The sequence below is a fragment of the Mesorhizobium sp. B2-6-4 genome (assembly GCF_006441495.1).
In the GTDB taxonomy this organism is placed as follows: domain Bacteria; phylum Pseudomonadota; class Alphaproteobacteria; order Rhizobiales; family Rhizobiaceae; genus Mesorhizobium.
The window spans coordinates 97,502-115,129 of the sequence record NZ_VFUE01000021.1 but is presented as its reverse complement, the minus strand read 5'-3'; the positions used below and the strand labels follow the sequence as shown (position 1 = coordinate 115,129).

Below are 17,628 nucleotides of genomic sequence, written 5' to 3'. Positions count from 1 at the left end.
CGGGTGAAGGGGTGTTGGGTTCCTCGCCCCCACAAAGTGGGGAGAGGTGGCTCGGCGAAGCCGAGACGGAGAGGGGGAGCGCCGTACGCAACAGTGCACCACCCGCGAGGCGAACCTTTGGAAACCGCCAATCTCCAATTGCCCGTTGAAGCCCGCGCCAGCTTCCGCTAAGAAGCCGTGACTTGCCGGTTCACCCGGTTCGTTTTCCGGCCCGCCGGGAAGCACCCGTAGCTCAGCTGGATAGAGCGCTGCCCTCCGAAGGCAGAGGTCACAGGTTCGAATCCTGTCGGGTGCGCCAGGGGCACCTGGAGGACGCCTTTTCTTGCAACCAATCTCGGGCGCAGGCGCAGTGCCCCTCGACATAAGACGGCACAGACGCGCGCAAACAATGTGAAAACGGTATAATCAAGATGGAACTACTTTCTGCTGAATAGGGAGGGTTCACGTCTGCTGCAGAACTGTGGGTGCGGTATATTTTGTTTAGAATATGTAGCTTACTAATGGAACCCGACGAGCTACAGGGCAACAGAGGGGAGGGCATGCACGGATGCCAAAAGGGGCGGGAACTATCCAGGCGTTAAAAGTTTCGCAATGGCTCAAGGATTGGGATCAAGTTCAGTTCTCTCCCAAAGAGCATCGCCGTAAACCTGAGCCCTATTTCTATTTGTTTTCTTTGCAGGCCTCCGAGCTACGTAGCCTGTGCGGCATATCGCGGCGCAGCACAAACAGAATGACGGCAAGAGCAGCCGACCTCGGAATACAACGGGAGCACGACCAAGAACGTTCTGATGAAATTGGACGCTTCGTCGAGTTCGGATATCCATGGTCAACATTGACCGAGGCGAAGCGAAATTCCGACGAATTTCACGACCTCAGGAAACCGGGTTGGCTGCCGACGGCGATAGTCGTCAATATTATCGGTAAAGGCGAAATGCGCCGGGGTGTTGCGCTGGCGCCTCAGGATGCGGTGCAGATACAAGACATCGGGAACGTCACGACAATCGCTTTGCCTAATGGAAAATTGGGTGACAGTTGGCGTTCGAGTTCTATCCCGCCCTTCGAAGTTATCGATGGTCAGCACCGCCTTTGGTCTTTCAGTGAGAGCAACGAAACTGACTTTCAGCTACCGGTAGTGGCCTTCAACAACTTGGACATTAGCTGGCAGGCCTACCTTTTCTGGACAATTAACATCAAGCCAAAGCGCATAAACCCAAGCTTGGCGTTCGACTTGTATCCACTTCTGCGAGCAGAGGACTGGCTTGATCGAGCCGAGGGTCATCCTGTCTATCGAGAAACTCGGGCGCAGGAACTTACTGAGGCCATGTGGTCTCACGAGAAGAGCCCTTGGTACGATCGTATAAACATGCTGGGGGAGAAGAGTACCACAGGCGTCACTCAGGCAGCGTGGATACGAACGCTGATGGCTACTTTCGTAAAGCCTTGGCATGGCCGAGGTAGTAGAATTGGTGGCCTATTCGGATCACGTCTTGAAGGAGATAACGAGGTATTAGGTTGGACTAGAGCTCAGCAGGCCGCTTTTTTGATTTTTGCATGGAGTGCATTCAAGCAGGCAGTAATAAATTCCAATGATTTTTGGGCCGTAGACTTGCGGCAAACCGCGATAAAATCTGAGAATGCAACGGTAAAAGCTGCTGCCGAGGCGGCGTTTTACGGCAATCATTCACTAATTTCTACAGATCAGGGGGTTCGTGGATTTCTTCATGTTCTGAATGATCTATGTTTCTATTCGGCGTCCAGGCTCGAGCTTCGCAATTGGCAAGCTGATCGCGCAGGGTCGGCCTCGGATGCGAACGCGGTGTCCATAGCGCTAACCTCGCTCGGCAAAACGAAGGTAGCCCTATATGTCAACGCTCTCGTTTCGTCTCTGGTATCTTTTGATTGGCGGTCGAGTTCGGCGCCTGGGTTGCCCTCCGAGGAGCGTCGCGCGAAGCTGGTCTTTCGAGGCGGCAGCGGATACAAGGAGCTTCGCGCTCAGTTACTAGAACATCTGTCGAGGACCGATAGCGACATTGGCAATGCTGCAAAACGCGTGGCAGCATGACCAGTAAATTGAGTTCTCATAACGTAACCGCCTTTAACGCCTTGAACCGCTCTTGTGTCGAGATGACGCTCTCGGGCATCCGCAGGTTCGCCAACGCTAGCAGATGGTTGTCTAAGGACAATTCATATCGTGTGGACGCCGACAAGAAGGTCGAGGCCGAAGTAGCGGCAAAACACATCGCTAACCCTCGGCATTTGGCTCAATACATCGCGGTTAGTACGTTACATCACTGCACTGACGGGTGGAGCTACTTGGGTCGGGCAGCCCAAGCGTTGCTGCGAGGAGATCCTCATCGGGCCCGCCATCTCGCGTACTATGCTGAGTTAAGAGCGGCAATGTCGTTGCTCGCCGCCGAGGGTATTGGAGTTTTCAACAGGTCGCATGCAATTATAACCGCGCCTAACCATGCTTCGCCTGTTAAGGGGGGCGGAGGAACGCACACCTTCGTATGGGACAGCCTAGCGTATTGGGCAGAAAAGGGCACTTCGGGTGCATTATTTACTAAGGTGGTCCGACCATACGGTCGGGACCTCGATGAATGGCTAGTGCCCATCGGCGGTGGTGCGGTTGTAGGAGCCCAGGCGAAACAGTGGTTTATCCAATGGGGCATGGACCTTCTTGTTCTTTCAAGGGACAGGGATGCTCGCAACCGGTCAAGCTATCAGCCGGAAGGTATTTCTGGTAGTTGGCGCATTGGATCTGCCGAGACAGCCAGTGTAGTGAGTGATCTTTGGTCAACGTTAGAGCCAGCTACCAACTCTGCCTTTGACACAATCGACCGCCACATACTGCGTCTGACCTTAGAGAGTATCCACAAAAGCCAAACTGGCAGAGCAGCGTCCGCATCGAGTGCTACATACGCAAAGTTGGTAGCTAAAGCCGTCGGGTATCAGGGGTTTTCCGACGTCGTAGCGCAGGAATGGACGAGTTTCCTGCGTCGACAGATGCAGCCGAATGATGCCCCGATTTTCATTTTGTCCCGCCTGTCAAATGACCAAGACAAAAAAAGCTCGTATGCCGTGGTCTCCCGCGCAGCACTTCTGCTGAGAATGGCGTCGGGATCAACGTCGCAATTGTTTCAATCAGCAGGGTTTGACAAGGCATCGATCGATTTTTGGTACAAGGAGTTGGGGCCTGCTCGAGGTCTTTGGAACGATGGCAGCGAGCCTGAAAACTCAATTGACATGTGGAGCGATATCCGACAGTCCCTTGACGATCTAGCTATGTTTCAGGCGGACAACCCAGGGCCGGATCACTCGTTTTACAATCTGGCAAGCCAACAGGGGGGCGCTCTTGGGGGACTTGCCGGCTTCGAGCGAGCAATGATTTGGAGTATGATACCAGCGTAGGATTGGTTTGCAGCATGAAGTATATGGGTTCCAAGCGAGCCATGTTACGCAACGGGCTTGGCGAACTGATCCATCGTGAGATTGCAGGAAAGTCAGGCTTTGCTGATCTGTTTACGGGCTCGGCGGCGGTCGCCTCTCACGTTTCGAAGAGTTATCCCATTCCGGTGCGAGCCTTTGATATACAGTCGTTTAGCGTTGTCACCGCTTCTGCGATCGTAACAAGAAACCATGCTTTCGACGCTCCTAGTGTGTGGCAGAGCTGGCTACAGCGGGCTCGAAGAATATTTGATAAAGTGAAAATCCCAGTTTTGCCCAACGATAATATCGCGGACATTGAGCGAGTAAGAGCGTGGTGTGGAGAGCAAGAACAACCGATAACCAAGGCATATGGAGGGCACTATTTCAGCGCGGATCAAGCCGTTTGGTTAGACGCACTTCGACTTTCGGTGCCGAACGAAATGTGCTTTCGGGATGCTGCAATAGCTGCTCTTATCGAGGCCGGGAGCCAATGTGCCGCCTCACCTGGACACACAGCCCAGCCGTTCCAACCTACGCCTACAGCCATCAGGTTCCTTCAAGAAGCGTGGGCGAGAAATGTATTGGCCCTTACAGAGAGGGCGTTAGTTTTATTCGGAAAAGGAACTGCCCAAGTTGTTGGCGAGGCCATCAAGCAAGACGCCAATATTGCTGTAAAGTCGTTGGGATCAGGAGACCTGGTGTTTATCGACCCGCCGTACTCTGGGGTACACTATAGCCGGTTCTATCATGTTCTAGAAACTATAGCTGATGGGTATTGTGGAGACGTAACGGGTAAAGGGCGCTATCCGAGTCCGAGCAGGCGACCAAGGTCAAGTTATAGCCTGAAGGGCCAGTCGGCATTTGCGCTTGATCAGCTCCTTGGATCTATATCTGCAGCTTCGGCCACCGCTATACTGACGTTCCCGGATCACCAATGCTCCAATGGACTCTCTGGCGAAATAGTCCGAGAAATCGCAGGCCGGCATTTCCAGGTTGACGATAGATACGTTGCCGCCCGGTTCAGCACGTTAGGCGGTTACTCTCAGTCTAAATCCATAGATCGCGGTAGGCATGCGCGGCAGCACGCAAACGAGATGCTTCTTCTCTTGCGCCCTTAGTAAATTTATCGCCATGGGAGATGGTAAGAATAACGTTGCAACGATTGTGGAGTTACCCAGATACACGGTCGCGCGTGGCGCCGGACAGTCGGACGCGCGCATACCGGCTTCAACGAACGAAAGCGTGGTTTTGCCGCAAACCCGCCCGGCACGCACATTCGCCGAATCCTAAACTGTCAGCGACGCAACCCTAGCGCTGCGGGCGCGAGGTTTGCGCCATCTTGGCCAGAGCGTGAAGCTCTCAGACCCTCAGTCCGCCGCCGCCCGCACACTCTCCAGTTCCACCGTGGGGCACTCCGCTTCCCGCCGCCGCCATCACCTCAAGCTGCTCGATCGCGCATTGGCTCATCGTCATGGGGATCGAGGCGGCGGGAACAGATGCCCCACGGAAATGTCCTGCGGCATGTGCAGGCCGGCTTCCTTCAGCGTTTCGTCGCAGCCGATCGCGGTGTGGTCGTTCTGACAGAAAATAGCGGTCGGACGATCCTTGAGCGCGGGGCGCTTTCGCCCCCTAAACCCACCCAGTCTCCTCGAAAAGCCCCGCCACATCATCCAAACCCCGCGCCCCCGCGTCCGGCTCATAGTCCGCCGGCGGGTGCCGCCCTGTCCCGCGATCGACCCACGCCGCGCGAAAGTACAGGTCGCTGTCGGCGGTCAGGTCGAGGTGCGGGCTGGCGCGGATGTGGACCAGCTCGTCCTATGTGCCTGTCGTCAACGTAGAAATCTGGTCGGTGTCGTAGCGGTTCCGCAGCGCGGCAAGCGCCTTCGGGTCCGGGGAGCCCTTTGCGGCAAGCCTCGCAAGATCTTCGAAATAGTGCTCATGCCCGGGCGGCGAGACGGTCATCAGCACGCGGGCCGGTTTTTCGCCGACATTGGTGATGTTGTGCTGCACGCCGGGCGGAATGAACAGGAAGGTGCCCGGCGTCGCCCGGATCACCTTTCCGCCCACGTACCAGACACATTCGCCGTCAAGCACATAGAAGGTTTCTTCCTGCACGCGATGAACATGCAGGCCGGTGGCGAAGCCGGCCGGTATGGTCCAGTCGAACATGCTCGTGTGTCTGGTATCCTCGCCGGTGACGAGAAACACCATCGGCTGGCCACGCAGCATGACCCCCTTGTTCTCGTCGGGCATCCGGATGACAGGGGCGGCGCTCATTTGATCCTCCATCGGTTCGCTGCTTTTTCCCGCAGCCACCGGCACAGGATGCCTCTACCCGGCCGGCCAGTCGTGAAGCCGTTGCGAAATCATTGCGAAAAGATTGCAAACGGTATCTCCTTCGGGAATGGCAACGAGCCTCGCCTTTGGCCCCTTTCGCATCGACGGCGAAGCCGGGATCCTGTTCCACGGCGACCAGCCGACGCCGCTCGGCCAACGGGCCGTCGCGCTGCTGGCGCTGCTTGTCGAACGCACGGGCAAGCCGGTTCCCAAGCAGGCGCTAATCGACGCCGCATGGCCGGGGCAAGCGATCGAGGACAGCAATCTGACGGTGCAGATCGCGGCGGCCAGGCGCATGCTGGAGAGCGCGGCCGGCGGCGGAAGCTGGATCGAGACGCTGCCGCGGCACGGCTATCGCTATGTCGGGCCCGAGGTCGCGATCGGTGGTCTGGGCCCCGAGGCGGCAACGCTCACCTGGCCCGGCAAGCCTTCGATCGCGGTTCTGCCGTTCTCGAACCTCAGCGGTGATCCGGAGCAGGACTATTTCGCCGACGGCATCGTCGACGACATCATCACCGGCCTGGCGCGCATCAACTGGCTGTTCGTCATCGCCCGCAACTCCTCCTTCACCTACAAGGGGCGCGCGGTGGACGTGAAGCAGGTCGGCCGCGAGCTCGGCGTCCACTATGTGCTCGAAGGCAGCGTGCGCAGGGCCGGCGGCAGCGTGCGCGTCACCGGCCAGATGATCGACACTTCGACCGGCGCCCACATATGGGCCGAGCGCTTCGACCGCGCCTCCGCCGATATCTTCGCGCTGCAGGATGAGGTCGCGCTGGCGGCCGTCGGCGCGATCGCGCCGAGCCTGCGGCGCGTCGAGATCGAAAGGGTGAGGCGCAAGCGCCCCGGCAGTCTCGATGCCTACGACCTCGTGCTGCGGGCCCAGCCGGACGTGGATTCCGGCATGCCCGAGCGGGTGACGCAGGCGCTCGTGCTGCTCGAACGCGCCATCGAACTCGAGTCGACCTATGCGCTTGCCCATGGCAACGCCGCCATGTGCCACCATTGCCTGTTCCTTCGCGCCGGCTTGCAGGAAGCCGATCGCGAGGCTTCGATACGCCACGCCCGCCTGGCCATCCTGCACGGGCAGGACGATGCCTCGGCGCTTACCCTTGCGGGGTTTTCGATCGGCATGGATGGACATGACCGCAAGGCCGCCTTCACCGCCCTGGAAGCCGCGCTCGCCGTCAGCCCGTCATCCGCCCTGACCTACATTCTGGGCAGCGTGATCCTGGGCTGGAGCGGCGAAGCGGAGCAGGCCATCGCGTGGAGCGAGCGCGGGATGCGGCTAAGCCCCTTCGATCCCTGGGCTTTCGCCGCCTTCGACGCGCAGGCGATGAGTCATTTGCTGCGCGGCCGCTATGACGAGGCCTGCCGCGCCGCATACAGGTCCGTTCAGGCCAATCCCGCCCACAGCATCACCTATGTGCAACTGGCCGCCGCTTTGGCCAAGCTCGGCCGGCTGGACGAGGCGACGGCGGCGGCCGCGCGGGTGCGTGAGCTGCATCCGACGTTTCGCTACGGCCGGCAGTTCACCGCCGTGAACTGCGCCCCGGCGCTGGCGCAATGCCTCGGCGATGCGCTGCAGGCCGCCGGTCTGCCGCAATAGCGCCGGCGCGTCTTCATGGAGACCGGCCTGGGCGGCGGTTGGCGGATGGGCGGTTCTTCGGCGCCCCTTACCGCACCACGCCCCTGCAGGCCCAGGCCACATTCGCGAACGACCGCGGCCCATCCGGCCGGCCGGCCTCATAGGCATCGCGGACGGCAGCCTCGCTGCGCGTCCGCTCGGCTGGATCGAGCGTCATCATGTATTTGCCGAGCGGACCTTCGCCGGCCGCTATCGGCGCCCAATAGTCGTCGAAGTCCCGGTAGTCCATGCGGATCATCAGCTCGGTTTCGGTCACATCGGCCAGGTCCTGCTCGATAAAAGCCCGCTTCATTTCGCCGGGCTGCATCATCGGCTGGAAGCAATAGCTGCTGCGCATCTGGCGTCCGCCTTCGCTGAGCGCGGCGGCCGTGTCGATCATCATGCGCATGCCGGGCATGCCGCCGAGATGGTCCCACACGACGGCCGCGACCACGCCGCCCGGCCGCACCACGCGGCGCATCTCGCCCACCGCCTTGCCGGCCTCCGGCACGAAATGGAGCACGAGCAGCGCCAGCGCGCGGTCGAAACCATCGTCGGCGAACGGCAAGGCGGTGGCGTCGGCTTGCTGGATTTCGATGCGCGGGTCGGTGTTGCGCCGCTTCGCCGCCTCGACGAAGACGGGCGAAAAGTCGATTGCCGCGATCGCCGCGAGGTCGGCGGATTTGGCCAGCTCGAATGTCAGGCTGCCGGTGCCGCAGCCGACGTCGAGGATCTTTTCGCCGCGGGCAAGCCCGGCGAAGTCGATGAATTTGGGCGCGAGCTTGCGGCTCCAGCGGCCCATGAGCTGCTCATATCCGCTGGCGTCATGAACGGTGAAACTTGAGGTCATCTCGCTCTCCCTGCGCTGAAGAGGCGAGGCTAGGCTAATTCCGGGAAAAGCGTGAGGCGGTTTTCCGTCCGCGGTCGCGCGACCTGCCTTCGACGAATGGCTAGTGCATGGGCGTGGGCTCCGCGCGGTTTAGCCCTCACTGGCGGGTCAACATCGCCCGGCTCCGCCTTTCGGTGGGTGCCTGGGCGAGCGAGGCCGCTTCAGCCGCCCCGGTTCGCGGCCCGCCAGATCCGCGCCTCGCCAGCCCGTTCGGCATCCTGGCGCAACGGGCTGGCCGAACGCCCGGCTTCAGGGCCGCACGGCGGTCACTTCGATTTCGACCAGGAAGCCGGGACCGGCGAGGCCCGCGACCTGCACCACCGAACGCGTCGGCAGGTTCGGCTGGTCCTTGGTCCCGAAAAACTTCGTATAGCCTTTCATGAAGCCGGCAAAATCCATCTTGCCGCCCTTGGCGGGATCGCCGACCAGGAAGACCTGCATCTTGACGACGTCACCCATCTTCAGGCCGAGATCGGTCAGCGTCTTGTCGATCGACTTCAGCACCGAGCCGGTCTGGGCCTCGGTGTCGCCATAGGCGGCGACCGTCGCCTTGTCGGCCTTCTCGTCGATGACCGACGGCACGGCGCCGCTGAGATAGACCGTGGTCTTGCCGGCCGGCACCTCGACGGCGCGCAGGATCGGAAAATCCGAATTCGGAATCTTGTGGCGAACGACGTCGTCGGCCACGGCCGCGCCGGCCGCCAGCATTCCCGCCGCCAGCACGGCGGCCCCGATCCATGATTTCCCGATCGATGGTTTCATGACCCGTTTCCTTCCATTCGAGAGGGCGGCGAGCGCCGGAATGCCCGCCGCGCGGTTTGCGTTGCCGCATGTGCGGGCGACATCCGCCACTCAGCGGACATCCTTCACGTCCTGCGCCGTCACGGCATCCTTGTAGTCGTTGCCGAAATGCGTCCTGACATAGTTGACCACGGCCGCGACCTGGTCGTCGCTCATCATCTGCCCCACCGGCGGCATGCCGTTTTGCCCGTGCAGGACGAGGCTTACCGGATAGCCGCCGGTCTCCAGGTTCTTGTTCTTGGCCAGCGCCGGATAGTGGCCGGCGCCGACCGCGCCTTGCCCCTTGTCCAGGTGGCAGGCGGCGCAGACATTGGCATAGAGCGCCGCGCCGTCCTTTTCGGTGAAATTATCGCCCTGGCTGAACGTGACACCGGCCGAATCGGCGAACGCGCCGGGGGCCGTGAACGCCATGGCGACGGCCATGGCGGCGATGAGACCGCAGGGTCTTTTGAAGGAGCTGCTCATGATGGGATGCCTCGCGGGATATGGGGTGAACGAAGGAATCGGCATGGCCTCATCCCTGCATGACGCGCTGGTGCAGGCGGGTGATGGCGTTGAGCGAGGACAGGATCGCGCCCTCCTGCCAGGCGGGAATGTAGGAGGCATGCTCGCCGGCCAGCACGATGCGGCCGTCGATCTGGCACAGGTTGTCGTAATGCTCCTTGCGCGCCTCCTCGGTCCAGTCGCCCGCGCAGCCAAGCGTGAAGGGCGAGCGGTGCCATGCCCAGGAAACGCCGGTCTCGAACTCCTGTTTGTATTGCGGGTGAAGCTGCGCGCCGTATTCCACCGCCTTCTGCACACGCTCCTGCGGGGTCATGGCGGTGAATTCGTAGGAGTTCGGTCCGTTCCATGTGTAGCAGCCGAGCAGCACGCCCTTGCCGCCGGCGTTGAAGCCGGTGCTGGGGTAGGAGATCTGCGAAATGGGCAAGTTGGTGTAGCTGACGCCGCCGAAGATCGATTCGTCCTCCTCCCAGAAACGGCGCTTCATCTGCAGGCCGACCTTGACCGAGGACGCATAGGGCACCGCCCCGATCGCCGCCTGCATGGCGCCGCCGACCTGGATTTCGATCTGGCTGAGGATGGTGAGCGGAATGGTGCACACGCACCAGTCGGCGCTGGCTTCCTGGGCGGTTCCGGGGTTTTTCGCGTCCTCATAGGTCACCGTCACGCCCTTGTCGTTCTGGGCGATCTTGGTGACCTTGGCATTGTAGGTGATGAGGTCGCCGACCTGCTTGGCGAAGGCTTCGCCGATCCTGCCCATGCCGCCGACCGGCTGGAACATGGTGGTCTGGAATTCGTAGAGCGAGAAGTTGGCGAGGCTGCCCCACAGGCGCGAATTCAGCACGTCGGACGCGCCGATGATCTGACCCGCCACCGGCTCGGCGCCGATGCCGCCGCCCGGCTCCTTCTCGTAGCCGCGGAATTCGGCGGTCGCGAGGCTGGATTTGTAGCTGTAGTCCTTGTCCAGCGCGCCCCAGGACTGCAGCGCCTCGAGCAGCACCTCCTGGTCCTCCTTGGAGACGAGCCCTTCCAACTGGCCCTTCTTGGCCACCTTGGCCAGCAACTCCGACGTGTGGCCCTTGAAGTCGGTCTCGATCTCGCGCACGCGCTTGGGCTTGCCGCCGAAGGCCTCGGTCGAGTGCAGCAGGGCGTTGTGATTGGTCTGCTGGAACGGCTCCAGCGTCACCCCGAGCCTCCGGCAGTAGGCCAACAGCCCGTTGTGATGGTAAGGGATGCGCCAGGGGCCGGGATTGAGGTAGAGCCCCTCGTCGAACTCGCACTTCTGCGTGTAGCCGCCAAGTTCGGTGACGGTGTCGCCGCCGCGTATCGTCCAGTTGCGGCCGCCGGCGCGGGCATTGTATTCGAGGATCTTCACCTTGTAGCCGGCCTGGCGCAGTTCCAGGGCCGCCAGCATGCCGGCCAGGCCGGCGCCCAGGACGAGCACCGAAGCGCCCTTCGGGTCGCCTTCGAGCTTGATCGGTCCCTTGTAATCGGACTCTGCCGCCAGCCCCATGCTGGTCATGGCCTGGTACATTGCGGCGCTGCCCGCCGTAATGCCGATCATCTTGAGAAGGTCGCGCCGGCGCATGCCGGCAAGGGATTGTTCGAGCTGCATGTTCGTCTCCTCGATCAGCGGCACGCCGCGATCCGCCGCCTGTTGCCCCCGCAAGCTCGAGGCGAGCCCCGGTGGACGACCCAAGGCTATGCCTGCAACCCAGTCTGTTCAACCAACACGCCGCGCTTGGAACAAATGTACTCGAACATTGGCGCAATAGGCTCTCGCGGCGTCGCTGGCCGGCATGTTTCACGCCTTCGCGGCCTCGGGGCCGGCGGCCAGACCACTTGCTGTGCCAATTGAAAGGGCACGCCTGGCTGGCCCGACAGCGGAAAAGTCCGACGGGAAAGTCCGTGGCCTGCCGCCGCTCGCGGCGCCGGTTTTCATCGCCCGAATGCTTGCCTTGTCGGCCGGTCGGTCAGCCTGCCACGGCCCGTACGCTCTCCCTCTCCACCAGCGGACATTCCAGCTTGGTGATGGGATAGCGCCCCCGTCCCACCGTCGCCGGCGCTTCGAGCTGTTCGATCGCCCATTGGCCCATCGCCATATGCGGCAGAATCGAGGTGGTCAGCGGCGGGAACAGATGCCGGGCGATTTCCTCGTCGTCGTAGCCGACCACGGAGATGTCCTGCGGGATGTGCAGGCCGGCTTCCTTCAGCGCTTCGTAGCAGCCGATCGCGGTGCGGTCGTTCTGGCAGAAGATGGCGGTCGGGCGGTCCTTCAGCGCCAGGAGCTTGACGGTCGCGGCATAGCCGGCACTTGCCGACCAGTCGCCCTCGACCACCAGTTCGGGATCGAAAGGGATGTCGGCGGTGGCAAGAGCGCGGCGGTAGCCTTTCAGGCGGTCCTGTGCCGCCTGCATCCAGGGCTCGCCGGTGATGGTGGCGATGCGGCGGTGGCCGTGGCTGATCAGGTGCCGAGTGGAGCTCTGGCCGCCGGCGATCTCGGAGGGCACCACGGCGGGGAAGGCATAATCCGACGTGTAGCAGTTGAGCAGGATCACCGGGATGTCAAGGCTGTAGAGGAAATCGGGCGCCGTGATCTCGCGGGTGAAGATGGTCATGTAGATCAGCGCCGAAATGCCCCGCCTGGTCAGCGCCTCTATGGCGCGCGGCTCCATCACGGCGTCGCCCATGGTCTGCGCCACCAGAAGCACGTTGCCGGCGTTCCACGAGGCCTGGCGCGCGCCCTCGATGGCGACGACGGCTTCCGGGCTGGTGGCGAGCTGGTCGACGGCGAAGCCGATCACTCCGTCCAGCCCGTCGAAGGCGGCGGCCGGCGCCTTCAGCGCCGAAAAGGCCGGCGCACTATAGCCCAGCGCGCGCGCCGCCTCGATCACCCGCTCGCGCGTCTGTCGCGACAGTTTTATGCCAGGCGAATTGTTGAGCACGAAGGAAACAGTCGCCTGCGAGCAGCCGGCGGCGCGCGCAATGTCGGTCATGGTGACCCGGCCCTTGGGCTTCACCGGCGCCTTGCGGCGCCTTGCCGTCGGGATATCGGTGGTCTCGCTCATGCTGTTCGTGTTCTCCGGCCTGTCCGGCCTGCCCGGCGACCATCAAGGCCGCGCCGGTTTATAGAAATATCGGCCGACTTATATCTATTAGCGGGCGACCGGTCTACTGGTTAAGGGGCTCGGGCAGCTTAAAATCACAGCATATGAGCCGCTTATCCCTTTTGCGCCAAACCCTTGCGTTCTCGGCAAGCCAACGGCGTCACCGCCGGCGCGGTCGCCATCGAACGCAACTAATACCGTTTACTAATACGAAAATGCGCTGTAACGTCGGTCCGTCGCGTCCGTTTTCCCTGGGGCGCGGTGCATGCGAATGGCCCGATGGCAAGCGGATAGTACCCCGCGAAGCCTTGTCGCGGACATGTGATATGTCAGACAAATCGGACTATTTACGAACGGGGGATGAGTCTCTAAAGTCCGTCGCCGTGGCTGGAACGACGCCATCTTCAGTGCCGGGAACCCTTGAGGAGGAGGGCGTCCAAGCCGCGAACGGCAAATCAGACAAGTGCAGGATCGGCCGGTCCGACGACCGGCCAAAACGGGAGGTTGAACATGAAATCCTTGATACGCAATGCATCCGTGGCCACCGCGGCGCTGCTGCTTGGCCTGACGGCGAGCACGATCGCGCGCGCCGACGACAAGCCGACGCTGGCCTTCGTCGTCAACGGCGCTTCCGACTTCTGGAAGGCGGCCGAAGCCGGCGTCAAGAAGGCGCAGGGCGAACTGCCCGACTACAATCTCGAGCTGAAATATCCCGAGCAGTCCTCGGTCGCCATCCAGCAGCGGCTGATGGACGATCTGGTCACCGCCGGCGTCAAGGGCATCATGGTCTCGGCCGTCGATCCCAAGACCTCTACCGACGGGCTGAACAAGATCGCCTCGGAAACGGCGCTGTTCACCACCGACAGTGACGCTCCGCAGACCAAGCGCGTCGCCTATATCGGCTCGTCCAATGTCGATGCCGGCAAGCAGGCGGCCGAGATCGCCAAGAAGGCGATGCCGGACGGCGGCAAGTGCCTCGGCTTCGTCGGCCTGCTCGGCGCCGACAATGCCAAGGAGCGCATCCAGGGCATGAAGGATGGCCTGGCCGGCACCAAGATCGAGCTCGTCGACGTGCGCGGCGACGACATCGACCAGGCCCGCGCGAAGAAGAACGTCGAGGACGCGCTCGTCGCCAGCCCCGACGTCACCTGCATGGTCGGCTTCTACTCCTACAACACGCCGCGCATCTATGAAGCGCTGCGCGATGCCGGCAAGCTCGGCTCGATCACCGTCGTCGGCTTCGATGACGATCCGATCACGCTGGGCGGCGTCAAGGAAGGCACCATTGCCGCCACCGTCGTGCAGCAGCCCTTCGAGTGGGCCTATCAGGGCATGAAGCTGATGGCGTCCTATCTCAAGGGCGACAAGTCGGGCATCCCGGCCGACGGCCTCATCATCATCCCGACCAAGATCATCGGCAAGGATGACGTCGACGCCTACGCCGCCAATCTGAAGGCGATGGCTGGAAACTAAGACCGAAGGCAGTTCAGCCGGCTCAACGTCGCTTGAGCCGGCTGCTCTCGCATTGACGAAGCCTTCGAGGCCAGTCAGTCTGCCAAGAGGTCGGCCCGCCAACGCTGTCAGGCATGATGAATTATTCCGACACATCCATCGCCGCGACCACCGCGTTCCTCAGCCTCGAGAACGTGCGCAAGACCTATCCGGGCGTCGTAGCGCTCGATGGCTTCTCGATGGAGGTCAGGCCGGGCGAGGTCATCGGTCTCGTCGGCGAGAACGGCGCCGGCAAATCCACCTTGATGAAGATCCTCGGCGGCGTGACGCGGCCCGACAGCGGCACCGTCACCGTCGACGGCACCGCCCATGACGGCCTGAGCGTCGAGGGCAGCCTTGGCTCCGGCATCGCCTTCGTCCACCAGGAACTCAACCTGTTCGAGAATCTCGACGTCGCTGCCAACATCTTCTTCGGCCGCGAACCGCTGCGCGCCGGGCCGCTCAGGCTCGTCGATCGCGCCAGGCTGCGCGCCATGGTGGCGCCGCTCCTGAAGCGCGTCGGCGCCAATTTCTCCGCCGACACGCCCGTCGCCGAACTGTCGCTCGCCCAGCAACAGATGGTCGAGATCGCCAAGGCGCTGTCGATCAAGGCAAGGCTGGTCATCCTCGACGAACCGACGTCGAGCCTGCCGATCGCCGAGACCGACAAATTGCTCGACGTCATCAAGGCGCTGAAGGCGGACGGCATCAGCGTCATCTTCATTTCGCATCGCCTGCACGAGGTCGAGCGCGTCGCCGACCGCGTCATCGTGCTGCGCGACGGCATGCTGGCCGGCACCTTGCCCAAGCGCGACATCAACCACGACCAGATGGTCAAGCTGATGATCGGCCGCATGCTGAAGGAGCGCGAGAAGGCTTCCGAGGCGGCCCGCGCCCCCGGCGCCGTCGCCCTGTCGGCCAAGGCCATCCGCACCCCGACCTATCCCGGCCGCCCGGTAGATCTCGACGTCAGGCGCGGTGAAATCCTCGGCCTTGCCGGCCTTGTCGGTTCCGGCCGCACCGAGCTGGCGCGGGTGTTCTTCGGCATCGAAAGCAGCCTCGGCGGCACGCTCGAGCTCGCCGGCAAGCCGCTCTCCCTGGGCTCGGCGGCCGATGCCGTCGCGCACGGCATCTTCCTGGTGCCGGAGGACCGCAAGCTGACCGGTATCCTGCTCGACCTTTCGATCGCCCAGAACATTTCGCTGCCCAACCTGCCGGCGCATGCCAAGCGCTCCTTGGTGTCGACCAGCGCCGAAACGGCAACCGCCGAGAAGCAGAAAAAAGATCTCGGCATCAAGGCGCCCTCGGTTCAGACGCGCACCGGCACGCTGTCGGGCGGCAACCAGCAGAAGGTCGTGCTGGCCAAATGGCTGGCGATGAACCCCAAGGTGATGATCCTCGATGAGCCGACGCGCGGCATCGACATCGGCGCCAAGGCGGAGATCTACGGGCTGATGCGTGCGCTGGCCGACGCCGGCGTCGCCGTGCTGATGATCTCCAGCGACATGGAGGAGGTGATCGGCGTGTCCGACCGCATCGCCGTCATGCATGAGGGCCAGATCTCGGGCATTCTGGACAAGGACCAGTTCAGCCAGGAAAACGTGCTGCTGCTGGCGGTAGGCAAGCAGCCGAAATGATTCTGCCGCCGCGCCGCGGAAGCGCTCGGGCCGGCATTGGGGAGAAGATGATGAGCAAGAAAGATCTCGGCCTGCTGATCCTGATCCTGGTGGTCGGCGCCATCGTCGCCATCATCAATCCGCGCTTCCTGCTGCCGATCAATCTCGCCAACACCTCGAACCTGATCGGACTGTTCGGCATCCTGTCGATCGGCCAGGCCTTCGTCATCATCACCGGCGGCATCGAATTGTCGGTCGGCTCGCTGGTGGCGCTGCTGGGAACGCTTTTCATCGACTTCATCGCCGTGCGCGGCATGGAATGGCCGCTGGCCTTCGTGCTCATCCTGGTGCTCGGTGCCATCATCGGCCTGGCGCATGGCTGGCTGATCACGCGGCTCAAATTGCAGCCCTTCGTGGTGACCTTGTGCGGCCTTTTGATCTATCGCGGCGTCGCCCGCTTCTACACCGCCGACGGCACCGCCGGCTTCGCCTTCGGCCAGAATTTCCCGGAGCTCGAATTCTTGACCGCCGGCCGCTCCTGGGGCGTGCCGAACTCCTTCTTCGCCCTGATCGTCATCGCCATCGTCATGTGGGTGGTGCTGCACCGCTCGGTGTTCGGCCGCTATCTCTACGCCATCGGCAAGAACGAGGAGGCGGCGAAATATTCCGGCATCCGCACCGGGCGTGTCGTCATGGCCGCCTACGTCATCTGCGGGGTACTGACGGCGCTGTCGGCGATCTATTTCGCCATGTACACGCGCTCCATCTCGCCAGCCAGCCACGGCCAGTTCTACGAGCTTTACGCCATTGCCGCGGCCGTGCTCGGCGGCTTCTCGCTGCGCGGCGGCGAGGGCTCGCTGATCGGCGTCATCCTCGGCACCGTGCTGCTGCAGGAGCTGCAGAACCTCGTCAATCTGCTCGGCATCCCGTCCTCGCTCAACTTCGCGGTGATGGGCGGCGTCATCCTCATCGGCGTGCTGATCGACCAGCAGTGGGGCGTGTTTCGCGCGCGGCGGCGCATGGTCGACGCCAGCCGCAAGAGCATCGCCGGGGCAGCGGCGGAATAGTCAGGGGCAAAAAGCCGCCGTCCGCCGTGGCCGTCGAAAGATAACGCCGTCTATCTCGCCCGACCCGCAATTCCGCTCGATCTGTTGTCGGCCGTATCCGTGCGGCCCCAAGTGACTTGGGTGCAAAGGGGGCGGCGTCGCGAAAACGGTCTTGCGAGCTTCCATCCGGATTGGAACGAAACCCTTGTCTGGGCGTTGTTCAAAGCTTTTCTATTCGGAGGCATTGTCATGGCCGCGAATCCGCTAAGCACCGCCAAGGTGGGAGGTCATCCCATCCATCCGATGCTCATTCCCTTTCCTGTCGCGTTCCTTGTCGGCGCGTTTGTCACCGACCTGATGTTCTGGGGCACTGCCGACGCCTTTTGGGCACGCGCGTCGATGTGGCTGATTGGAGCAGCCATCGTCATGGCTCTCCTGGCGGCGATTGCCGGCTTTATCGATTTCCTGAGCGAGCCGCGCATCCGCGCCCTGACGGACGCCTGGTACCACATGGTCGGCAATTTGACCGCCGTCGTTCTGGCGCTGATCAATTTCTATCTTCGCTACAGCCAAGGCGCCGAAGCGGCAGTTCGCCCATGGGGAGTGCTGCTTTCATTGATCGTTGTCTGCATCCTGCTGTTTACCGGCTGGAAAGGCTGGGAAATGGTGTACCGCCATCACGTCGCGGTTCTGGACGCGCCGACACAACCTTCGGCAACGCCGTCGGCCAGCACGCGTCGTGCCGATCACGACCGGCACGCGGCATAAAAGGAAGGTGTTTCGATGT

General features: G+C 62.3%; 13 protein-coding genes, 1 tRNA gene and 1 pseudogene. 8 read left to right on the top strand and 7 right to left on the bottom strand.

The window, feature by feature from the left end:
- Positions 1-221: 221 nt before the first annotated feature.
- From FJ426_RS25250 to FJ426_RS25240, 3 genes are all read left to right on the top strand, one after another.
- Positions 222-298 (top strand) — tRNA-Arg (locus FJ426_RS25250).
- A 249-nt stretch (positions 299-547) separates the two neighbouring features.
- A complete protein-coding gene (locus FJ426_RS25245; protein ID WP_140561717.1) occupies positions 548-2,062 on the top strand; it encodes a DGQHR domain-containing protein in 1,515 nt (504 codons plus the stop codon).
- On the top strand, positions 2,059-3,411 hold the full coding sequence (locus FJ426_RS25240; protein ID WP_140561719.1) for a hypothetical protein: 1,353 nt from the start codon (positions 2,059-2,061) through the stop codon (positions 3,409-3,411). The genes FJ426_RS25245 and FJ426_RS25240 overlap by 4 nt, the downstream gene beginning before the upstream one ends.
- 1,455 nt (positions 3,412-4,866) lie before the next feature.
- Here FJ426_RS25240 and FJ426_RS25230 read toward each other — a convergent pair.
- Both FJ426_RS25230 and FJ426_RS25225 read right to left on the bottom strand, forming a co-directional pair.
- Positions 4,867-5,042: pseudogene (locus FJ426_RS25230) on the bottom strand (substrate-binding domain-containing protein); the annotation flags it as partial.
- A 202-nt stretch (positions 5,043-5,244) separates the two neighbouring features.
- Positions 5,245-5,706, bottom strand: a complete 462-nt coding sequence (locus FJ426_RS25225; protein ID WP_140561722.1) for a cupin domain-containing protein — start codon at positions 5,704-5,706, stop codon at positions 5,245-5,247.
- Between the two features lie 127 nt (positions 5,707-5,833).
- Here FJ426_RS25225 and FJ426_RS25220 point away from each other — a divergent pair, with 127 nt between their 5' ends.
- On the top strand, positions 5,834-7,372 hold the full coding sequence (locus FJ426_RS25220; RefSeq protein WP_140561724.1) for a winged helix-turn-helix domain-containing protein: 1,539 nt from the start codon (positions 5,834-5,836) through the stop codon (positions 7,370-7,372).
- A 67-nt stretch (positions 7,373-7,439) separates the two neighbouring features.
- Here FJ426_RS25220 and FJ426_RS25215 read toward each other — a convergent pair whose 3' ends face one another.
- From FJ426_RS25215 to FJ426_RS25195, 5 genes are all read right to left on the bottom strand, one after another.
- A complete protein-coding gene (locus FJ426_RS25215; RefSeq protein ID WP_140561726.1) occupies positions 7,440-8,240 on the bottom strand; it encodes a class I SAM-dependent methyltransferase in 801 nt (266 codons plus the stop codon).
- Between the two features lie 288 nt (positions 8,241-8,528).
- Positions 8,529-9,041: a RidA family protein gene (locus tag FJ426_RS25210; protein ID WP_140825555.1), complete on the bottom strand. Its 513-nt coding sequence runs from the start codon at positions 9,039-9,041 to the stop codon at positions 8,529-8,531.
- Positions 9,042-9,131: 90 nt separating this feature from the next.
- Positions 9,132-9,545: a cytochrome c gene (locus tag FJ426_RS25205; RefSeq protein ID WP_140561729.1), complete on the bottom strand. Its 414-nt coding sequence runs from the start codon at positions 9,543-9,545 to the stop codon at positions 9,132-9,134.
- Between the two features lie 49 nt (positions 9,546-9,594).
- Positions 9,595-11,196, bottom strand: a complete 1,602-nt coding sequence (locus FJ426_RS25200) for a flavin monoamine oxidase family protein (protein ID WP_224681940.1) — start codon at positions 11,194-11,196, stop codon at positions 9,595-9,597.
- 358 nt (positions 11,197-11,554) lie between these two features.
- Positions 11,555-12,649, bottom strand: a complete 1,095-nt coding sequence (locus FJ426_RS25195) for a LacI family DNA-binding transcriptional regulator (protein ID WP_181172801.1) — start codon at positions 12,647-12,649, stop codon at positions 11,555-11,557.
- Between the two features lie 549 nt (positions 12,650-13,198).
- Between FJ426_RS25195 and FJ426_RS25190 the strand changes: the two genes are divergently transcribed.
- The 4 genes from FJ426_RS25190 to FJ426_RS25175 all read left to right on the top strand — a co-directional run bounded on the left by FJ426_RS25190 (position 13,199) and on the right by FJ426_RS25175 (position 17,609).
- On the top strand, positions 13,199-14,161 hold the full coding sequence (locus FJ426_RS25190) for a sugar-binding protein (protein WP_140491278.1): 963 nt from the start codon (positions 13,199-13,201) through the stop codon (positions 14,159-14,161).
- 116 nt (positions 14,162-14,277) lie between these two features.
- Positions 14,278-15,816, top strand: a complete 1,539-nt coding sequence (locus tag FJ426_RS25185; RefSeq protein WP_140561826.1) for a sugar ABC transporter ATP-binding protein — start codon at positions 14,278-14,280, stop codon at positions 15,814-15,816.
- Positions 15,817-15,866: 50 nt separating this feature from the next.
- Positions 15,867-16,862 (top strand): ABC transporter permease, encoded by a 996-nt coding sequence (locus FJ426_RS25180; RefSeq protein WP_140517717.1) that lies wholly within the window; start codon positions 15,867-15,869, stop codon positions 16,860-16,862.
- 228 nt (positions 16,863-17,090) lie between these two features.
- The gene (locus FJ426_RS25175; RefSeq protein WP_140561730.1) at positions 17,091-17,609 is read left to right on the top strand and encodes a DUF2231 domain-containing protein; all 519 of its coding nucleotides are present in this window, start codon (positions 17,091-17,093) and stop codon (positions 17,607-17,609) included.
- The last annotated feature ends 19 nt before the right edge of the window (positions 17,610-17,628 follow it).